The following is a 19,035-nucleotide window of genomic DNA, read 5'->3' on the forward strand; positions in this document are numbered from 1 at the left end:
CCGTCGGGCCGATCATTCGGTCTCGATGATAGCGGAGATTTCCTTGACCCGTGCGGCGACGAGGCCCGCATCGCCACGCGCTTCGACATTGAGCCGCAGCAGCGGCTCCGTATTCGAGGCGCGCACGTTGAAGCGCCAGTCGCCGAAGGCCATGCTGAGCCCGTCGATGGTCTCGACGGACGGATCGGCCGGCGCGAAATGATCGGCGATCTTCTTCAGCACAAGGTCCGAATCCGCGACGGTGAAATTGATCTCGCCGGAACAGGGGAAGGCGTCGATCCGCGCGGCGACCATCTCACTGAGCTTGGCGCCGCTGGCCGACATCTCGGCGACGACAGCGAGCCAGGGCAGCATGCCCGTGTCGCAATAGCTGAAATCGCGGAAATAGTGATGCGCGCTCATCTCGCCGCCATAGACGGCGTCCTCATCGCGCAGCATCTGCTTGAAAAAGGCGTGCCCGGTGCGGCAGATCCTTGCGGTGCCGCCGGCTTTTTCGACCGTGTCGATGGTGTTCCATGTCAGGCGCGGGTCATAGAGGATCGTGCCGCCCGGGTGGCCGCGCAGCATGGTCTGGGCGATGAGGCCGACGAGATAGTAGCCTTCGACGAAATTGCCGTGCTCGTCATAGAAGAAACAGCGGTCGAAATCGCCGTCCCAGGCAAGGCCGAGATCGGCGCCATGCTCGACGACCGCACGGCTGGCGCGTTCGCGCCGCTCCGGCAGCAGCGGATTGGGGATGCCGTTCGGCAGGGACGGGTCGGGCGCGTGATCGACCTTGATGAACGTAAAGGGCAGGTGTTCTTCGAGCAGGTCGATGACCGGGCCGGCGCAGCCATTTCCGGCGTGGCAGACGATCTTGAGCGGCTTCAACGCCAGCCCCTCGACCTGTTTCAGCAGGCGCTCCACATAGGGCGCCTTGCCGAGTTGCGGCGCCAGGAGACCGCGCTTGGAATAGTCCGCGACGACGGGAAACTTGCGGTCGGAGTAAACCAGGTCCTCGAGCGGCTTGAGCGCATTGTCGCGGGTCGCGGCGCGTGCGCCGTCAAGCACCATCTTGATGCCGTTATAGTCCTTGGGATTGTGGCTGGCCGTTACCATCAGGCCGGCATCGGCGCCGCTGTTGTCGGTGTGAAAATAAACCTCCTCGGTCCCGCACTGGCCGAGCGGAAGGACATCGACCCCGCTGTCAAGCAGCCCTTGCGTGATGGCGCTGGCCAGCGCCGGGCTGTCTTGCCGCATGTCGTGGCCGACAACGACGCTCTGACGAGGCTGCTGGGCGGCGACGGCCTGCCCGAAACGGTAGGCGAACGGCACATTGACCTGTCCGGGGATTTCGCCGCGGACGTCATAGGCTTTGAAGGCTGATGTCATTGCAGGGGATTTCCCGTTTTGTCTGGTCAGGGTCAGCAGGCCCCTGCGATATCACCGTGACGCGGGGGAGACAACCATGGTCCCCTGCGCGCCAGGCTCATGGATAACAGATTACTGCCGGAAGACCGAGACACCGGATGGCGGCAGCGCGCTGCCCCCGATGATCAGTTCGCCGTCAAGGCCGAGCGCGCCGAGGTCCGCGGCCGTATCGCCATAGTTGAACACGAAGGTCAGATCGCCGTGCCGTCGTAGCCGAACGCCCTCCGGCAGATCGACGGTCGGCAGTGCGGCCAAAGTGGTCAGTCGCGCGACAATGTCATCGAGCAAGATGTCATCCGGCCAGCCGCCGAGATAATGGGTTCGTCCCTGATGCACCAGAACAGGCCAGCCGTCCTCGGCCGTAATCTCGGCCTGACACGATCCGCCTGTGACCAGAAACTCGCGCCAGAACCGGACCGCGCCTTCCCCGTCGGCAAGGCTCACGGGGCAATCCGGCCTCAAGCTCTCGACACGGCTGACCAGGACATCGGCCAGGTTCTTCGGCAGATCCGGCGGCAAACCGTCGGGAATCGAGAAATCCCTGGTTTTCGAGCCAGATCGCGGTCCGATCAGCGCGATGCCCTCAAAGTTGCACAGCGCCGTGACAAGCGCATCGCTCCAGGCAAACAGCCCCGGAACCAGCACCAGCCCGTAGGCCGACAGGTCTGCGGTATCCGGAGCAACGATATCGATCGACAGCCCCTTGCGCCGCAGCGCCCGGTAGTGGTCGAAGACCAGACGGAAATAGTCGAACTCACGGCCCTGCGGCTGTACCTCCCAGGCCCAGGCGGATTCATAATCGAAAACGATCGCGGCGTCCGCTTTGGTGTTTGCCGTTGTGTCCACGGCCTGCAGCGCTTCGATTGCGCTCTTTGCCTCGAAATAGCCTTCCGCCTCGACACCGTCCGGACGCAGCAAGCCCGAGTGCATCTGCTCCTGTGCAAACGGTGCCTGTTTCCAGCGGAAATAGCTGACGACCTCGGCTCCGTGGGCAAAGGCTTCCAGTGTCCACAGTCGCACCATGCCGTCGCGCGGCACCGGGTTGTGGTCGGCCCAGTTCACCGGTCCCGGCTGCTGTTCCATGACCCACCAGCGGCCGCCGGATGTTGCACGGTAAAGATCGTGGTGAAAGGCCTGAAAATCGGGATCGCCGGCACGGGCGAAGCGCCGCCGCCAGTCATCATCCGCGTCCGACCGGTCCTCCAGGAAGCCGAGCGGATAGTTGTCCCAACTCGATATGTCGAGGTCCGCGCCCACCGCGAAGTGATCGAATTCGAGCGTCCGGCCCATGAAATTGTGGATGATGTCTCGGCCGGGCGACAGTTTGCGCAACAGATCGCACTGCAGCCGGTTGAACTCGACGACCTGGTCGGACGAGAAACGGTAGAAATCCATCCGGTGCGCGGGATTGATCTCCGCCGGTGCGAGGCCGGGAAGATCGATCGCGTAGATATCGGTGTACTCCTTGGACCAGAAGACATTGCCCCAGGCCGAATTGAGCGCTTCAACCGATCCGTATCTGTCGCTCAGCCAATGGCGAAATGCGGCGAGCGATTCCTCGGACCAGGACCGGGCTGTATCGTGGCAGCCATATTCATTATCGGTCTGCCAGCCGGCGACGGCCGGGTGATTGCCGAAGCGCTCCGCAAGGGTTTCCACGATGCGAAGGCATTCGCTGCGGTAGCCGCGATGCGAGAAACAATAGTGACGGCGCGAGCCGAAGCCGAGAACCTTGCCCTCCTTGTCGACGGGAAGCATGTCCGGCATCTCGTCGACCAGCCATTTCGGCGGTGTTGCCGTCGGTGTTCCCAATATCACTTTCAGGCCGGCTTCATGCAGCACGTCGATGGCGCGTTCGAGCCATTCGAGGCGCAAATCGCCGCGCTTCGGCTCCAGCCGCGACCAGGCAAACTCGCCGATACGCACATAGGTAACGCCAAGGGCGGCCATGCGCCGCGCATCATCCGGCCAGAGGCTTTCGGGCCAGTGTTCCGGATAGTAACACACGCCGATTTCAAATTTCTTGTTCATGGTCTTTCTAAAGCGAGACTTTCGGCTCGATCCTGCCGTTCACACGGCGGTCAATCATAAATGTCATGCCGGCATGCGGCTGTTCGATCAGACGCTGTTCACTGATCCCCTCGGCAGCCGATGTCAAGATCATGCGTGAAGCATCTTTGCCGACAAAGGCGGGACATGTGATCTGCGACGCCGGCAGATTGATTGTCTCGACGACCGATCCGGAAGCATCATATGCCTGAACGCAGGAACCGTCCCAGCGGGCAATCCACATCAGCCCGTCGGCATCGATGACCGCGCCATCGGCCCAGCCCGGATGATCCAGCGTGCGCACGATAAAATCCTCAGCTTGTCCCGTGGGCAATCCGGTCTGCGGATCGAGCGGTACCCGCATGACTTTTCCGGTCGGCGTGTCGGTGAAATACCCGACCGAACCGTCGGCGGAGAAACATATTGCGTTTGTAACGGTAATGCCGGTGAACAGGGGTTTCAGCTCGCCGCGGAAATAGTGATAGATCGATCCGGCGTTTTCCTTGCCGAATTTGCTCATCGTGCCGACCCAGAACGCGCCGCACGGGTGGACCCGGCTGTCGTTGGACCGCGTGGTCTCGTTATCGGCCTCAATGCCGACGATATTGGTCAGCGCACCGTCCGATGGCGACCGTTCTAAAAGCCCTTTTTCGCAGGCAATGACCTGCCGGCCGCCATCCGCGACAGCCAATGCGCTGCACAGGAACGGGAGGTCGTGCGATGCCGAATGCCCGTCACCGAACCGGTGTTCCATGAGCTTTCGACCGGTGATGTCGAACCACCACAGCGTGTCGGTTTCCGGGTCGTAGGTCGGTCCCTCGCCAAGCAGGCAGTTCGTGCTGTCCAAAATGCTGCAATCGAATCCGTTCAGATCCATCTCAGCCTCCAAATACCGCATCATAGGCCTCTACGGAGATGCGGGCGCGCCGCGATATCTCATCCACGTTCATGCCGGGTTTGTAAAGGCTCGATCCGAGGCCGAACGTCCGCACGCCAACTGTTTTGTAATCCGCGAAGGTTTCGTGCGAGACGCCGCCGACGGCGCCGATTTCGATGTCCGGCGGCAGCACCGCCCGGATCGCCGCAATGCCCTGCGGGCCGAGCACGCTGGCCGGAAAGAATTTCAGTCCCGATGCGCCGGCGGAAACGGCAGTGAGCGCCTCGGTCGGCGTAAACACGCCCGGCATGGTGACCATGCCGCAATCGGACGCGCTGCGGATGATCTCGGGGTCCGTGTTGGGGCTGACCATCAGCCGCCCGCCGGCCTCCGCCAGGCGTTCGACATCGGCAAGCGTCAGCACAGTGCCCGCGCCGATCAGGCACTCGGCCGGCGCGCTGTCAACGGCGATGCGGATGGACTCGAACGGATCGGGCGAATTCAGCGGTATCTCGATGGCCTCAAGGCCGGCCGCAACCAGCGCGCCGATGGTTTCGGCGGTTTCATGCGGCTTGAGGCCGCGCAAAATGGCGACCAGCGAACGCTTCATCGATGGCCAGGGAGCTCTGTTCGTCATATCTTGATCTATCCGTAATCCGCTTGCGTATCCGTGCCCGGCCAGAAATGCCGCGCCCCGTAGTAAAGGCCCCTTTGCACGGCCTCGTCAGCGTCGATCATCACAATCTCCCGCCCCAGCGACAGGAACGCCGATTTATAGAGCGCGGCCAGCTTTCCCGAAGCGATGAGCATGATCGGTTCCCTGGTCTCCTGCATGGAAAGCGCGGCGCCGACCTCGGAGCCGATGAGCAATCCCGAAAGCCGCTCGAAGCTGCTTGTGACCTCGCGCCCGTAAAGCAACTGGCCGCCACGAATGGAAAACAGCAGGCGCGACAGATCCGATGGGTTGGCGTGGGCGTCCGCGACGGCCTGCAGGAAATCGCCGCTTTCGGGGTCGCAATTGTCCGCGTCACCCACCGCATGGCGCAATATGGACCGACGCGCGATCAGGCTGAACAACTCGCCGGTCATATAGGTCGAAAAATCGGTGACGGACCGGTTGCTGACCTTGACCCATTTCGAATGCGTTCCCGGCATGCAGGCAAGGCCTGATGCGTGCGAGCCGGAAAAGGCGCCGAGCAACTGCGTTTCTTCGCCGCGAATGACGTCCGGACGGGCCGTTTCACGCCGCGCAAGTCCGGGCAGTATCCTGATATCGCGGCTCGGCCCGTTGACGCGCACGGCCTTTGCCGCGATATCGGCCAGTGGTGACGGCACCGTCAGATAGCGCGCCTCCTGCCAGCCCTGGCGCGATCCGGCCATGCCGCAAATCACGACCGGCAGGGTCTGCGGCGCATCCAGGGCCCGCATATGGGTGTCGAGGACGGTCTGAAAACCGGTTTCCGCCGCGATCGTCATGCCCTCATTGCTGCGTCTTTCGGACACGACACTGCCGTCTTCCGCCATCAGCCAGATGCGAAAACTCGTCGTGCCCCAGTCAATGGCTGCGCAAAAAGCTTGCAAGTTCCTATCCCGTGAATACGACGCCGCCGTCGACAACCAGAGCCTGGCTGGTCATCATTCTCGATGCCGAAGATGCGAGGAAGAGCGTCGGTTCGACGATATCGAGCGGCGCGATCTCCTCCTTCAGGCACTGCCGGTCGATATGGGCCTTCAGCGCTTCGTCCGTTACCCACAGCTCCTTCTGGCGATCCGTCAGAACCCATCCCGGCATGACCGCATTGACGCGGATATTGTCCTTTCCGAGTTCGCGCGCAAGCCCCCTGGTCAGGCCGGTAATCGCCGATTTCGACGCGACATAGGCCGGGTAGCCCTCATTGCCCATCATGTAGGAGATCGAGGAGAAATTGATGATCGAGCCGTGTCCGGCGTCGCGCATGTCCCTGGCGACCTCCTGAGCGGTGAAGAAATGCGGCCGAAGATTGATGTTGATCGCCCGGTCCCAGTCCTCCACCGAATATTCATGCAGGCTGTGGCGGTTGTCCGAGGCGGCGTTGTTGACCAGCACCGTGATCGGCCCGTGGGCGGCGCGGGCCTCCCGGATCGCCGCCAGCAGCGCATCGACATTGGTGATGTCGCAGGCGATGAACAATGGCCTGTTGCCGTATTCGGCCTCCAGCCGGTCGCACAGTTCCGTGGCATCGGATCGCTGCACGAAGGCGACCTTGGCGCCCTGGGCAACGAAGCCCTCCGTCAGCCATGCGCCGATGCCCGACCCGCCGCCGGTAATAAAGACGGACTGCCCCTTCAGATCGTTGAATTGCGCATTCAGTTTCATCCGTAACGTACTCCATCAGATTTCGATCGGTATGCATGCGCGAACCGGTCGAAACAAGTTCAAATCATTGCCGCCGACCCTCGATGACCCACATGGATTCGGGAAAACTCCAGGGCAGCGTCAATCCGTGGTTCATCAGGTAGCTGCCGCTCAGGTCAACGGATTCGGTTTTCAGCGTTTGCGTTCCGCGCGACAGGCCGACCGCCCGGTCGCGGTTGATCAGGTTTATGCGGTAGCGGGCATGCGGGTCGAGCCGTGTCAGGCGCAGGGGGCGTGGCGCGATCTGGCTGCTCGTCGCGGCCTTTCCGGCAAACACCACGAAGCGGGCGTGGTCCGCGGACAGTTGCTGTTCCGCGATGACGGCGGGATCCGGGCTTTCCAGGCGCAATATGTCGGCATTCATCATCCAGCCGCGGTTTTGCTTCCACCAGCTTACGACCTGCCGCAGCGTCTCGGCCTCCTCGTCGGTCAGCTCGCGCGGATCCATCTCGATGCCCATGTGCCGCTGCGCGGCGACCCATGCCCGAAACGACATGTCGAGAACCCGGCCCGACGTATGGCACTTTCGTGAGCCGACATGGCATCCCGTGACCGTCGCCGGCAGGAACAGGGCCGCATTGTGTTGCATTTTCAGCCGTTCAAGCGCATCGGTGCTGTCGCTGAGCCAGATCCTCTGCGTGCGTTCGAGAATGCCGAAATCAATGCGGCCGCCGCCCGACGCGCAGCTTTCGATCTCGACATGCGGAAATTCGGCGCGCAGCCGGTCCAGCAGCGCATAGGATCCGCGCGTCTGGTCCGCGTCCGGCATCGGCAGGACACGGTTGTGATCCCACTTGATATATTCGATGGCATGTTTGCGCAGCACCGTCGCGATGCGCTCGAACAGGAAGTCGCGCACGTCGGGAAGCGCCATGTTGAGCGCCTTCTGGTTGCGCCCGAGGATCTGGTCCTCGGCGCCCAGCGCCCAGTCCGGATGCGCCCGGTAAATCTCGGAATCCGGATTGATCATTTCCGGTTCGAACCAGATGCCGAACGTCATGCCGAGGCTGTGCACATGGTCGATCAGCGGATCCAGCCCGTCCGGATATTTCCGTGGATCGACCTCCCAGTCGGACAACGCGCGGGTGTCATTGTCGCGGCGGTTGAACCAGCCATCGTCCAGAACGAAGCGTTCCACCCCCAAATCCGCCGCGCGGCTTGCGATGTCCTTGAGCACCGGGAGATCGTGGTTGAAATAGACCGCCTCCCAGCAATTGTAATGAACTGGCCGCTCGCGATCGGGCTGTGGCATTTGCACGATTTCGTCGCGCAGATGGCGCTGGAAGGCGACCGCGCAGCCATTCAGCCCGTCATCGGAAAAAGTAATGTAGAGGGGGGCGGTCTCGAACTGCTTTTTGGGCGTTGCCTCCATGTGTTCGGCATGTCCGAACTGGATCTGGCGTCTGCCGTCCGGAAGTTCTTCCGCGATCATCTTGTGGCCGCCGGACCAGCCATAGTGGAAGGCGTAGGCCTGGCCCTGCGTGTTCGTGGCGCCGCGGCACGGGACGATCAGTCCCGGAAAATGCTCATGTCCGGTCCGCCCGGTCCGGTTCTCGCGGAACCGCACGCCCGGCGACCAGACGGTCCGGTTGAGCTGGAATTCGCCGCACCACCGCCCGGAGACGTCGATCATCTCGTCCGACAGTTGCGGTGCGGGCATCACTGGCGCCGACATCCAGTGCAGGTGAATGGGTTCATCCGATTCGAGCGCTGCCTGTGCCTCGATCACATGGGTCCGGCTATTGATGGCAAAGCGGGCGGAGTAGGTGAGACCGTTGTTCTCGTCGGTGTAGAACAGGTTCAGCCTTCCCGGTTCTTCTTGCGCCTGAACCAGACAGAACTTCGTCAGCAATTGCGTGCCGTCGCTGGCCCGCACGATCAGCCCCGGCTGACCGGGAAAAGTGCGTGTGGCTTCGGGCGAAACGGAAAGCTCCGGGTTCAGATCGAGCATGCCGCCGGTCACGTCGATGGCATGAACGGCAAACAGCGTATCCAGATCTTCGTCGTCCGGTAGCCTCGGCCCCCAGTAGATCACCTCGGCGAGGTGTTTCCGATGGGAGCCGAGCACCAGAGTCTGACGTCTGTCATCCAGCCGCCAGCATTGGATCATGGCCGCCTTCCAATGATCTTCAATCGCATCATTTGACCGCTCCGAGCGTGAGACCTGCGATAAAGTGCTTCTGCATCAGGAAGAACATCGCGACCGGCGGCAGGGCAGCGACGATGGCGCCGGCGCTCATCAGGTGATAGGCGGCCCGGAACTGCGCGTTGAAGGACGTGATGCCTGCCGTGACCGGCTGGGATTCGGCGCCCTGTGTCAGAACGATCGCCCAGAAATAGTCATTCCAGATGAAGGTGAAGATCAGCACGCTCAGCGCGGCGATGGCCGGCTTCATCAGCGGCAGCACGATATAGACGAAAATCCGCCATTCGGCGATGCCTTCGACCCGCGCGGCTTCGATGAGGGCAAAAGGCAGACCCTTGATGAAGTTGCGCATGAAAAGCGTGCAGAATCCTGTCTGGAAGGCGATGTGGAAAAGCACGAGGCCCGTCTTGGTATTGTAGAGTCCCATATCCACGGTCAGATCCCTGACCGGCACCATCAGGATCTGGAACGGAACGAAATTGCCCGCGACGAAGAGGAAGAAGATCCACAGATTCAGCTTGAATTTGTAGATGCCGAGCGCAAATCCCGCCATGCAGGCAAGCGCCACCGCACCGATCGCCGTCGGCACGGTGATAAGCAGCGAGTTGAGCAGGTAACGCGGCATGTCAGATTCGAAGAACACCTTTCCGTAGTTCTCGAAGCCGCCGAAGGTCGAGGGCAGGGACCAGTATTCGCCGGCCGCAAAATCGCCCTCGGGTTTGACGGAAAAGACGCCGACGGCGATCAGCGGCAGCAGCCACATGATCAGGGCAAGCGGCAAGAAGGCCTGATAGGTGAACTGCCAGTTGCGCGAGCGTTTTTGGATTGGGGTCGGAAACATATCAGCGCCCCCTCTCGTCTCTGTACATCGAGTACAGGAAGTACGCGATGAAGAACAGCATGATGATGAACAGGACGACGGCGATGGCAGCGCCATATCCCATGCGGAAGCCGTATTCCGAAAGCGCGACCTCGAACATGTAGAAGCTCAGCACCCGGCTCTCGCCGAAGGGCCCGCCATTGGTCATTACGGAAATCAGGTCGAATGAGCGCAGCGCGCCGATGATCGTCACCACAAAGGCGATGAAGGTCGCCGGTTTGAGCTGCGGAACGACGACGTACCAGAGCATCTTCCAGCCCTTGGCGCCGTCCAGCCGCGCCGCTTCGATCTGCTCGGGATCGACGGCGTTGAGACCGGTGAGATAGAGGATCATGCAGTAGGCCGTCTGCGGCCACAGGCCAGCGGCAATGATGCCATAGGTCACGTAGGTCGGATCGCCCAGAACGTTGATCGGGCCGAGCCCGACCCATCCGATAATCGTGTTGAACAGGCCGAATGTCGGATCGTAGAACCAGGTGAACACCAGACCGACAACGACCTGACTGATGACGAACGGAAAAAAGAACAGCGACTTGTAGAGCCGGATGCCGAACACGGTCTGGTTCAGGAAGAGGGCGATGAACAGGCCGGCCGGAATCGCCAGGAGATAAAGGATCAGCCAGATCAGATTGTTCTTCAGCGACGTGTAGAACGCCGGATCGTCCCATAGTTCGACATAATTCTCGGTGCCGATATATTCGCGCGGTCCGAGACCGTCCCAACTGAACAGCGATATCTCGAAGCTCTGGAAAATGGGAATGATGACATAGACGAGAAAGAACAGAATGGCCGGCGCGAGGAACAGCCAGGGCGTGACCCTGATCTCGTTGCGTTTATACCATGATCTGTTTTCCGGCGCGTATTCGGATCTGGCTAGGCTGGCAGTCGACATCGCGAACCTCATTTATGATACCGCTCGCGGTTCCGTATTGGCGGACAGGCCGGTGACCGGCTGACGCGCGGGGCGGTCCGAAAGAAAGTCGGGGCGGACCGCAAGGCCCGCCCCGATATCACTTAGTCTTTGTAGATACGCTCGCGTGCTTTCTCGAGGCGTGCCAGAATCTGGTCCACATTGTCCGGGCGGACCATGAACTCCTGGAAGCCTTCCATGCCGACCTTGGCCATCTCGGCCGGTGCGTCGCGGTCGAAGAACTGCGCGAGCGCATAGGCGTTGTTCAGCATCTCGAAGCCGGCCTTGGCGAACTTGTCTTCCGTGTTCACGCTGGACTTGTTGTTGACCGGCAGCTGTCCGAGGCTCGCATTCATCGAGGTCTGGACTTCCGGCGAAGCAACGAACTTCAGGAATGCGCGAGCGGCTTCCTTGTTGGCCGCACCCGACGGGATATGCAGCGTATCGGTCGGCGCTTCCTCCGACATCGGAATGCCCTCGGTGATCAGCGGGAACTGGTAGAAGTCGAGCTGGTCATTGGTAAGGCCGGCCGACTTGATCGCGTCGACGGCGAAGTTGCCCATCAGATAGGCGGTGGCCTGACCGTCCACCATGAACGGGATGGCTTCCTGCCAGCTATAGGCCGTGTGGTCGTCGATGAAGGCGCCCATGTCGATCAGCTCGCGCCAGTTGGCCATAGTGGCCTTGACCCGGTCATCGGTCCAGCTTGCCTTGCCGGCCGTCAGTTCCATGTGGAACTCGTAGCCGTTGGTGCGCAGGTTCAGATAGTCGAACCAGCCGGCGGCGGTCCAAAGGAACTTGGTGCCGATCGTGTAGCACTTGCGGCCTGAATCGACGATCTTCTGACAGTTGGCTTTTTCTTCCGCCCAGTTGGTCGGGACGGTCAGACCGAGCTCGTCGAAGATGTCTTTGCGGTAGTAAACGCCCCACTGGTAGTAGGAATAGGGGATGCCCCACTGCTTGCCGTCAATGGTCATTGCCGCCTTGGTCGAGGCCAGCTCTTCGCCCAATTCGCCGGTCCACAAATCCGACACGTCATCGAACAGGCCGGTTGTGACATAGGGCAGCATGCGGTTGCCGGCATACCAGGTCGCGACATCCGGAGGATTGGCCGTCAGGAAGTTCCTGATCTGGGTCTTGTAGGCTTCGCGGTCGATGATCGTCGTTTCGATCTTCAGGTCCGGATGCATTTCGTCGAATTGTGCAATGACGCCTTCGAAAGTCGCGCGCGGCGCCGGGTTCGACGTATCGAGGAAGATTTTCATTTCGCCGCTCAGTTTGTCAGCGGCCACAGCCCCTGAAACCAAAGCGACGCTGGTCGCCAGCGCCAATGCCGACGCCTTCAAAATGGAACGCATGGTATCCTCCCTTTGAGTTCCGAATAATGAAACTATAATTTACATATTGAAATTGGAGCACGATTAACCTACGCTTGTCAAGAATGTCCTCGCCGGTATTTCGTGCCGGAAGGGGACGGGGAGGATCGGAATTGGAAGCTGTACGCAAGTCGAGCGGGACTGTGGGCAAGGCGCTGAGCGTTCTTGACCTGGTGGCGTCTTTTGAGCGGCCTGTCCGGTTCAACGATGTCCTGGAAGTCTCCCCATATCCCAAGGCGACGCTCTACCGGATCCTGCAGAATCTGGTGACCGAGGGCGTGCTGACCTTCGACCGGGAATGGCAGACATACGCGCTTGGCGTGCGCCTGGTGCGCCTCGCCCATTCGGCATGGACCCAATCGTCCCTGGCGCCGGTCGCCCGGCCGCATCTGACGGCGCTCAGCCGGGCGACCGGAGAGACCATCCACCTGGCGCAGCTCGACGGGCCGCATGTCCTTTATCTGGACAAGCTGGACGCCAAGCGCCGCGTCAACATGTTCTCCGAAGCCGGCAAGGTCGGCCCCGCCTACTGCACGGGTGTCGGCAAGGCAATGCTGGCCCATCTGCCGCCGGATGAGCTGGATCGCATGCTGCCGCAACAATCCTACCACCGCTTCACGCCGTCGACGATATGCTCCCAGCAGGAGCTCACCGACGAACTGCACCAGATCCGTGAGGATGGATTTGCGCTGGACCGTGAAGACCACGAGCCCGGAATCATCTGCGTGGCCGTGCCCGTGCTGTCCAGAACGCGGCAGCTGATGGGCGCGATTTCCGTGACCAGCACGTCGGCCCGGACTTCGCTCGGCAAGCTGAAAAAATTCGTGCCCGACTTGCAGGATGCCGCAACGCAGGTGGCTGCAGCCGCTGAATACTGGCGCTTCCCCGACAATCAGGGAACGCCGGAAACAATGGAGATCTAACGAAATGTCAGGTGTAGCACTTCAAAACGTCGTCAAGCGGTACAGTGATGTGCAGGTAATCCACGGCGTGAACCTTCACATCGACGATGGCGAGTTCTGCGTGTTTGTCGGGCCGTCGGGATGCGGAAAATCGACGCTCCTGCGCATGGTGGCCGGACTGGAAGAGACCACGGAAGGCAAGATCTCGATCGGCACCCGCGACGTTACCAGGATGGACCCGGCGCAGCGCGGCGTTGCCATGGTGTTTCAGACCTATGCGCTCTATCCGCATATGACGGTCAAGGAAAACATGGGTTTCGGCCTTAAGATGAACGGTCACCCCAAGGCCGAGATCGAGGAGAAGGTTGCCGAAGCCACCCGCATTCTCAAACTGGAGCAGTATCTCAACCGCAAGCCCTCCGCACTGTCGGGCGGTCAGCGCCAGCGCGTCTCCATCGGCCGCGCCATTGTTCGCGGGCCGGAGGTATTCCTGTTCGACGAGCCGCTTTCCAACCTGGATGCCGAATTGCGCGTGGAGATGCGCGTCGAGATCGCGCGTCTGCACAAGGAAATCGGCGCGACCATGATCTACGTGACCCACGACCAGGTCGAGGCCATGACCCTTGCGGACAAGATCGTCGTTCTGCGCGGCGGTCACATCGAACAGGTCGGCGCGCCGCTGGACCTTTATCGCGATCCGGACAACCGGTTTGTCGCCGGCTTTATCGGCTCGCCCGCCATGAACTTCCTCGAAGGCACCAGCCAGGGCGATTCCATCGAGGTTCCGGCCCTGAAGAGCAACGTCAAGCTGCCGGTAACCATGCCGGCCGCCGGCACGCCCGTCGTTCTGGGAATTCGCCCCGAGCATATCGAGATCGACAGGGCGGGCGACACAATGTCCGTTGACCTGACGGAGGCGCTTGGCGGCACATCCTACGACTATCTGATTTCCGACAATGGCGAGAAGATCATTGTCGAGGAGCGCGGCGACGAACGCTCCGTCGAGGGCTCGCGGGTCGGAATCACGTTCGAACCCGGGCGCGCCATGCTGTTCGACAAGGAAACGGAAGCCCGCATCCGATAGACGGAAAACAGCGGTTTAAGGTCCATCTTCCGGGCCGGTTGCCGAAACAAATAGCAACAAAAAGGGCGCGCAGTCAGGATTGCGCGCCCAATGCACGTCCGGCGACATGGACGCGCGGCTATCGACGGTCAGTTGGAGGGGAGTACGACGGCGTCGATAACATGGATGACGCCGTTGTCGGCGATAATGTCGGCGGACACGACATTGGCATTGTCCACCGTCACGCCGGCGGACGATTTTTCGACCGAAAGCGTCTTGTCACCGGAAGTCTTCAGCGTCTTGACGTGAATGCGGCGGCCCGGAAGGTCGGTGGACATCAGCTTGCGCGGCAGCACGTGATAGCTGAGGATGGCGGCAAGCTGGTCTTTGTTTTCAGGCTTGAGAAGGTTCTCGACCGTGCCTTCCGGCAACGCGGCAAAGGCCTCGTCAGTGGGCGCGAAAACGGTCAGGTTTTCGCCTGTCGCAAGTGCATCGGCAAGTCCGGCGGCCTGAGCCGCGGCAATCAGCGTGTTGAATGTTCCGGCGCCCTGCGCGGTTTCAACGATATTTGCGGCATTCGCGGGTGCGGCTGCGGCAATTCCCATTGCCACGGATGCGGCGATAATCAGTTTCTGCATGTTCATCTCCTCTGCAGGTGTAGAGGCAGTCGACCGCCGGATGATCCGGGTTGCTAGCTGGCATGGATTACGCCACGGGACCGCTGTCGGATCACCCGGTTTCGAGAAAATTGTCCTTCCCGCGAAAAATGCTGATAAATTTTGATTGGCCGTGATCCGATGTCGCGCGGTCAACGTAATGGGTCCGGTTAAAACAGAAGGCCGGACGATGCTGAAAGTCTTGCGGATGGAAGAAACGACCGAGGATCCGGGACCAAATACGGATCAGGCGCGACACGAGGCGCTGATAACGGCCGTTGCCGACAACCGCGACAAATCGGCGTTTGAATCCCTGTTCGTAAGGTTCGGCCCAAGGATCAAAGGAATGATGCTCGGCTCAGGGGCCGGCGAAGACCTTGCGGAGGACCTGATGCAGGAAGTCATGCTGACGGTTTGGCGCAAGGCCGCGCTCTATGCGCCTGAGCGCGGCTCAGTTTCAACCTGGATATTCACGATCGCCCGCAATGCGCGGATCGATCGGCTGAGGCGACAGCCCGTTCAGCCCTTCGTGGATGTCGAGACCGTGTCAATCGCCAGCGATGCGCCGAGCGCGGAAAGCGAGATGATTGCCGGTCAGCATGGAGAGATCGTCCGCGCGGCTTTGCAGAAACTGCCGCAGGAGCAGCGCGATGTGATTGACCTGGCCTTCAACCAGTTCATGCCGCAAAGCGAGATCGCAAAAAAATTGAACCTGCCGATCGGCACGGTGAAATCCCGGACCCGGTTGGCTTACAAGAAACTGAAGGAAAATCTCGAGGATTTGAGATGAGCATTCATCATCATCTGGATGCTGCATCGCTGATGCGCTACGCAGCCGGGGACCTTGACCCCGCATTTGCGGTGGTCGTGGCCTCACATATTGCCATGTGCGACGAATGCCGGCAGGCGGTCCGTCTGGCCGAGGCCGTCGGCGGAGCCTGCTTGTCCGACATGCCGGAAGCGGCGCTTTCGGACGGCTCATTCACGCGCCTGTCGCGAATGATCGATGCCGCACCGGACACCGCAACAAAACGACGGCCTGTCGAGGCAACGCCGGCAAATGATCCGGACGGCGATGTTCCGCTGCCCCTGAGCAGCCTGATCGGCGGATCGCTGGACGATGTGCCTTGGCGTCTCGTGGTTCCGGGCGTCTACAGACACAAGATCGAACTTGCCGACACCTCTTCGTCATTGTTCATGCTGAAGATCGGTTCGGGACGCAAGATGCCGGAACACGGCCACGGCGGAACCGAGATGACGCTGATCCTGCGTGGCTCCTACAGCGACTCGATGGGCCGTTTCGGTCCCGGCGACGTCGCCGATCTCGATGAGCATGTCGAACACCAGCCGGTCGTCGATTCGGACGATCCCTGCATCTGTCTGGTCGCGACTGAAGAGCCGACGCGCTTCAAGGGCATTGTCAGCCGGTTGATGCAGCCGCTGGTCGGAATCTGAGCCGCTATTGCTTCCCGCGATGGCCAAATCGGGCAAGTCTCGGCTGGGCAATGTCTGGATCGTTGGGGCGAGTTCGGGCATCGGCGCCAGCCTGGCGCGGCTTATGGAGGCGTGCGCCGACAATGTCGCGATAACGGCGCGATCCGCCGACAAGCTCGAAGTGATGCAAAGCGCCGGCAAGCGCCTCTCCGCGTTTCCCGCCGACATCTCCGACAAAGAGGCGATCGCCGATGCGGTCGCGGAAATCGAGAAGCGCTTCTCCGGCATTGACCTCGCGGTTCTTTGTGCCGGCGTCTGGGTGCCGATGGCGGCGGACGAGATGGATGTGGGCGAAATGCGCCGGGCGATGGATATCAACTATTTCGGCGTCGTCGACACGGTCAACGCCCTGCTGCCCGGCATGAAGGCGCGGGGCGGCGGCCGCATCGTGATTGTCGCGTCCGTGGCCGGTTATCGCGGTCTGCCGACCTCAGCCGCCTATGGTCCGACAAAGGCCGCGCTGATCAATCTGGTCGAGACGCTGGCGATCGAGCTCAGCGCATGGGGGATCGAGGTGACGATCGCCAATCCGGGTTTCGTCGACACGCCGATGGCGCGGGTCAATCAGTTCAAGATGCCGGGCCTCATCAGCGCCGACACTGCCGCGCAAAAACTTCTCGACGGGATTATCCGGCACAAGCCGGCAATCTTCTTCCCGTTCGGGTTCACATCGGCAATCCGACTGATGAATTTCCTGCCCACCGGCCTTTACTATGCACTGATAAGGCGCATGACCGGGGCCGGAAAGCGGAAGGGCTAAGCTGCGATCTGTTGGCCTTTATCGGCGGCCGGAACCGTAACAGCCGAAGCCGGCGGCGGCGGTTTCCTGAAAAAGCGCAGACGTTTCTTCCAGAGCTTCAAGGCTTCGAAGTGGATCCCGAGCCAGACCTTGGCGGTCATCAGGCCGTGGGTGACGGCAAGACGTGCCAGCGACGCGTCGGTCAGCGGAACCCGGCTTCCGCTGAACTGTGCCGCAAGCAGCGGTCCGTCACTGTCCTTCAGCAGGATCGCGATATTGGATGTCTGCTCCGGCAGACGGGTTTTGAAGGCGTAACGGCCCCGCACCTCGTTGAAGGGCGATACATGCAGCACCTTCTCGCAGCTCTGGCGAATGCAGCCATTACCGTCGTCCTCAACCGGGATCGCATAGCTGTGCCGCTCGCCGAATGTGTTCGTCACCTCGTAGATGACGATGCTCGGCCGCTCATCCGCATCGAGGCCGTAATAGACGGTCAGCGGATTGAAGACATAGCCGAAAACGCGCGGGTAGCACTGCATCAGGAATTTTTGCGTGCGGCGCGCGCCGAGTGCCTGTCTTGCCAGTTCGTGAAGATGCGGCTTGAGGGCGCCACCGTCGCCGAGATCGCTTTCGTGAACGGAATAGACATTGAACCGGTTGTGGGAGAACAGGCGCAAACGCCTGCCGAGTTCGGGCAGACGGTCGACGTCGATCAGCATCGTGAAAACGGAATAACGGAATCCGTGCGGCTTCGGGCGCAGCCGACGGTGCATGACGGTACCGACATAGATTGCATCGCGGATCGTGCTCATTCGGCCACCTGCAGGTACTCCTCAAAGCCGCTGCGGCGCACGTCGAATGCCGGATCGCTCGCCCACGGCCTTGCAAGACCGCCCAGTTTTTCCGCCACCGCCAGCCCGCTGGCTATACCGTCCTCGTGAAATCCGTAGCCCAGATAGCTGCCGCAATACCAGGTGCGCCGGTAGCCCTGCAGCGTCGGCATGTTCTCCTGCGCCCGAAAGGCTTCGGCGGTAAAGACCGGGTGCTCGTAGCGCATTTCCCGGATGATCGTTTCGGACGCGATCTCGCGGATCGGGTTGAGCGTGACGAAGATGTTTTCGCGCGTCGGCAGGGACTGGAGCCGGTTCATCCAGTAGCTCACGCAGAGTTCGTCGGCTGATTTGCGGCCCGCCTTGATGTAGTTCCAGCTCGACCACAGCCGGTTGCGCTTCGGCATCCACCTGTCGTCCGTGTGCAGGATGGCCGTGTTTTCCTGATAGGGAAACGCGCCAAGCAGCGATGTTTCCGCCGCGTCCCTGTCATCAAGCAGCGCCACGGCCTGATCCGCATGGGTTGCCATCACCACGTGATCGAAAAGCTGTGTGACGCCGTCACGCATGGAAATCAGCACTCGGTCCGGTCGACGGGTCACGGTCTTGATGTCGGCGCCAAGGACCGTGTGGAAATGTCCGTCCGCGACAAGCTTTTCCACATAGTTGCGGCTGCCGCCCAGGACCGTGTTCCAGTCCGGTCGGTTCTTGAACTGCAGCATGCCGTGATTGGCGTAGAAATCGATGAAAGCACGGGCCGGAAAATCCAGCATCCTCTCCATCGATGTCGACCAGATCGCGGCCCCCATGGGGATGATATGATCGTCGATGAAATCGCGGGAATAGTGCTCGCGTTCCAGGAATTCGCCGAGCGTGGTGTCCAGGTGATAAAGGCCGATCCTGTGTTTGGCTTTCCGGAAGAAGCGGTTGATCTCCTTCAGCAGCATCCAGTGCTGGACATTGGCTATGTTGCGCCTCTGGCCGAAATAGCCGGAGCCGTGGCCCGCATATTCATAGCGGCCGAAATCATGCGTAAGCGAGAAACTCATCTCCGTTGTCGCACATTGCACGTCCAGGTGCCGGAACAGCGCGCAAAGATTGGGATAGTTGGCCTGGTTGAAGACGATAAATCCGGTGTCCACGGGAACGATCCCGTCCGCCGTCTCGACATCGACCGTGTGGGCGTGGCCGCCGAGGCAGTTGCTGCGCTCGAAAAGCGTGACATTGTGCCCCTTGCTCAACAGCCAGGCCGCCGATAGCCCCGATATCCCACCGCCAATGACCGCAATATTCAGTTTACGCAACGGA

18 protein-coding genes are annotated in these 19,035 nt (G+C 61.1%); 5 read left to right on the forward strand and 13 right to left on the reverse strand.

Going from position 1 to position 19,035, the window contains the following annotated elements:
* Window positions 1-12 precede the first annotated feature (12 nt).
* The 10 genes from OOZ53_RS20050 to OOZ53_RS20095 form a co-directional block, all read right to left on the reverse strand.
* Complete coding sequence (locus OOZ53_RS20050; RefSeq protein ID WP_271091503.1) at window positions 13-1,371, reverse strand: phosphohexomutase domain-containing protein; 1,359 nt, start codon at window positions 1,369-1,371, stop codon at window positions 13-15.
* Between the two features lie 111 nt (window positions 1,372-1,482).
* The gene (locus tag OOZ53_RS20055; protein WP_271091504.1) at window positions 1,483-3,441 is read right to left on the reverse strand and encodes a beta-galactosidase; all 1,959 of its coding nucleotides are present in this window, start codon (window positions 3,439-3,441) and stop codon (window positions 1,483-1,485) included.
* A gap of 7 nt (window positions 3,442-3,448) precedes the next feature.
* The gene (locus OOZ53_RS20060; protein ID WP_271091505.1) at window positions 3,449-4,336 is read right to left on the reverse strand and encodes an SMP-30/gluconolactonase/LRE family protein; all 888 of its coding nucleotides are present in this window, start codon (window positions 4,334-4,336) and stop codon (window positions 3,449-3,451) included.
* A gap of 1 nt (window position 4,337) precedes the next feature.
* Window positions 4,338-4,973, reverse strand: a complete 636-nt coding sequence (locus OOZ53_RS20065; RefSeq protein WP_271091506.1) for a 2-dehydro-3-deoxy-6-phosphogalactonate aldolase — start codon at window positions 4,971-4,973, stop codon at window positions 4,338-4,340.
* An 8-nt stretch (window positions 4,974-4,981) separates the two neighbouring features.
* A complete protein-coding gene (locus OOZ53_RS20070) occupies window positions 4,982-5,917 on the reverse strand; it encodes a 2-dehydro-3-deoxygalactonokinase (protein ID WP_271091507.1) in 936 nt (311 codons plus the stop codon).
* 4 nt (window positions 5,918-5,921) lie between these two features.
* A complete protein-coding gene (locus OOZ53_RS20075; protein ID WP_271091508.1) occupies window positions 5,922-6,692 on the reverse strand; it encodes an SDR family NAD(P)-dependent oxidoreductase in 771 nt (256 codons plus the stop codon).
* A gap of 64 nt (window positions 6,693-6,756) precedes the next feature.
* A complete protein-coding gene (locus OOZ53_RS20080) occupies window positions 6,757-8,841 on the reverse strand; it encodes an alpha-galactosidase (protein ID WP_271091509.1) in 2,085 nt (694 codons plus the stop codon).
* Between the two features lie 28 nt (window positions 8,842-8,869).
* A complete protein-coding gene (locus OOZ53_RS20085; RefSeq protein WP_271091510.1) occupies window positions 8,870-9,718 on the reverse strand; it encodes a carbohydrate ABC transporter permease in 849 nt (282 codons plus the stop codon).
* 1 nt (window position 9,719) lies between these two features.
* Window positions 9,720-10,649, reverse strand: a complete 930-nt coding sequence (locus OOZ53_RS20090; RefSeq protein ID WP_271091511.1) for a carbohydrate ABC transporter permease — start codon at window positions 10,647-10,649, stop codon at window positions 9,720-9,722.
* Window positions 10,650-10,771: 122 nt separating this feature from the next.
* Window positions 10,772-12,025: an ABC transporter substrate-binding protein gene (locus tag OOZ53_RS20095; protein ID WP_271091512.1), complete on the reverse strand. Its 1,254-nt coding sequence runs from the start codon at window positions 12,023-12,025 to the stop codon at window positions 10,772-10,774.
* Between the two features lie 131 nt (window positions 12,026-12,156).
* On the opposite strand from OOZ53_RS20095, the gene OOZ53_RS20100 reads away from it, so the two are divergent.
* The gene (locus OOZ53_RS20100; RefSeq protein ID WP_271091513.1) at window positions 12,157-12,966 is read left to right on the forward strand and encodes an IclR family transcriptional regulator; all 810 of its coding nucleotides are present in this window, start codon (window positions 12,157-12,159) and stop codon (window positions 12,964-12,966) included.
* Window positions 12,967-12,970: 4 nt separating this feature from the next.
* Window positions 12,971-14,029, forward strand: coding sequence for an ABC transporter ATP-binding protein (locus OOZ53_RS20105; RefSeq protein WP_271091514.1), 1,059 nt, complete (start codon window positions 12,971-12,973; stop codon window positions 14,027-14,029).
* Between the two features lie 128 nt (window positions 14,030-14,157).
* Here OOZ53_RS20105 and OOZ53_RS20110 read toward each other — a convergent pair whose 3' ends face one another.
* The gene (locus tag OOZ53_RS20110) at window positions 14,158-14,646 is read right to left on the reverse strand and encodes a fasciclin domain-containing protein (protein WP_271091515.1); all 489 of its coding nucleotides are present in this window, start codon (window positions 14,644-14,646) and stop codon (window positions 14,158-14,160) included.
* A 208-nt stretch (window positions 14,647-14,854) separates the two neighbouring features.
* Between OOZ53_RS20110 and OOZ53_RS20115 the strand changes: the two genes are divergently transcribed.
* Genes OOZ53_RS20115 through OOZ53_RS20125 form a run of 3 tightly spaced genes read left to right on the forward strand, consistent with a single transcriptional unit; the run spans window position 14,855 to window position 16,918 of the window.
* Window positions 14,855-15,454 carry a sigma-70 family RNA polymerase sigma factor gene (locus OOZ53_RS20115; protein ID WP_271091516.1) on the forward strand — a complete coding sequence of 200 codons (600 nt, stop codon included), beginning with the start codon at window positions 14,855-14,857 and terminating at the stop codon, window positions 15,452-15,454.
* Window positions 15,451-16,119, forward strand: coding sequence for a ChrR family anti-sigma-E factor (locus OOZ53_RS20120; protein WP_271091517.1), 669 nt, complete (start codon window positions 15,451-15,453; stop codon window positions 16,117-16,119). The genes OOZ53_RS20115 and OOZ53_RS20120 overlap by 4 nt, the downstream gene beginning before the upstream one ends.
* 7 nt (window positions 16,120-16,126) lie before the next feature.
* Entirely contained in the window at window positions 16,127-16,918 is a 792-nt protein-coding gene (locus OOZ53_RS20125; protein WP_271091518.1) for an SDR family NAD(P)-dependent oxidoreductase, read from the forward strand.
* Here OOZ53_RS20125 and OOZ53_RS20130 read toward each other — a convergent pair.
* Together OOZ53_RS20130 and OOZ53_RS20135 are read right to left on the reverse strand one after the other, a co-directional pair.
* Entirely contained in the window at window positions 16,915-17,709 is a 795-nt protein-coding gene (locus tag OOZ53_RS20130; protein WP_271091519.1) for a DUF1365 domain-containing protein, read from the reverse strand. The genes OOZ53_RS20125 and OOZ53_RS20130 overlap by 4 nt on opposite strands.
* Window positions 17,706-19,031 (reverse strand): NAD(P)/FAD-dependent oxidoreductase, encoded by a 1,326-nt coding sequence (locus tag OOZ53_RS20135; RefSeq protein WP_271091520.1) that lies wholly within the window; start codon window positions 19,029-19,031, stop codon window positions 17,706-17,708. The genes OOZ53_RS20130 and OOZ53_RS20135 overlap by 4 nt, the downstream gene beginning before the upstream one ends.
* Window positions 19,032-19,035 lie beyond the last annotated feature (4 nt).

This window comes from Allohoeflea poritis (assembly GCF_027889715.1).
Lineage (GTDB): Bacteria > Pseudomonadota > Alphaproteobacteria > Rhizobiales > Rhizobiaceae > Hoeflea_A > Hoeflea_A poritis.

Bases quoted from the DNA above. Each gene is read 5' to 3' on its own strand.
- OOZ53_RS20050 (WP_271091503.1), bottom strand. From the start codon at position 1,371: ATGACATCAGCCTTCAAAGCCTATGACGTCCGCGGCGAAATCCCCGGA.
- OOZ53_RS20055 (WP_271091504.1), bottom strand. From the start codon at position 3,441: ATGAACAAGAAATTTGAAATCGGCGTGTGTTACTATCCGGAACACTGG.
- OOZ53_RS20060 (WP_271091505.1), bottom strand. From the start codon at position 4,336: ATGGATCTGAACGGATTCGATTGCAGCATTTTGGACAGCACGAACTGC.
- OOZ53_RS20065 (WP_271091506.1), bottom strand. From the start codon at position 4,973: ATGACGAACAGAGCTCCCTGGCCATCGATGAAGCGTTCGCTGGTCGCC.
- OOZ53_RS20075 (WP_271091508.1), bottom strand. From the start codon at position 6,692: ATGAAACTGAATGCGCAATTCAACGATCTGAAGGGGCAGTCCGTCTTT.
- OOZ53_RS20080 (WP_271091509.1), bottom strand. From the start codon at position 8,841: ATGATCCAATGCTGGCGGCTGGATGACAGACGTCAGACTCTGGTGCTC.
- OOZ53_RS20085 (WP_271091510.1), bottom strand. From the start codon at position 9,718: ATGTTTCCGACCCCAATCCAAAAACGCTCGCGCAACTGGCAGTTCACC.
- OOZ53_RS20090 (WP_271091511.1), bottom strand. From the start codon at position 10,649: ATGTCGACTGCCAGCCTAGCCAGATCCGAATACGCGCCGGAAAACAGA.
- OOZ53_RS20095 (WP_271091512.1), bottom strand. From the start codon at position 12,025: ATGCGTTCCATTTTGAAGGCGTCGGCATTGGCGCTGGCGACCAGCGTC.
- OOZ53_RS20105 (WP_271091514.1), top strand. From the start codon at position 12,971: ATGTCAGGTGTAGCACTTCAAAACGTCGTCAAGCGGTACAGTGATGTG.
- OOZ53_RS20110 (WP_271091515.1), bottom strand. From the start codon at position 14,646: ATGCAGAAACTGATTATCGCCGCATCCGTGGCAATGGGAATTGCCGCA.
- OOZ53_RS20115 (WP_271091516.1), top strand. From the start codon at position 14,855: ATGCTGAAAGTCTTGCGGATGGAAGAAACGACCGAGGATCCGGGACCA.
- OOZ53_RS20120 (WP_271091517.1), top strand. From the start codon at position 15,451: ATGAGCATTCATCATCATCTGGATGCTGCATCGCTGATGCGCTACGCA.
- OOZ53_RS20130 (WP_271091519.1), bottom strand. From the start codon at position 17,709: ATGAGCACGATCCGCGATGCAATCTATGTCGGTACCGTCATGCACCGT.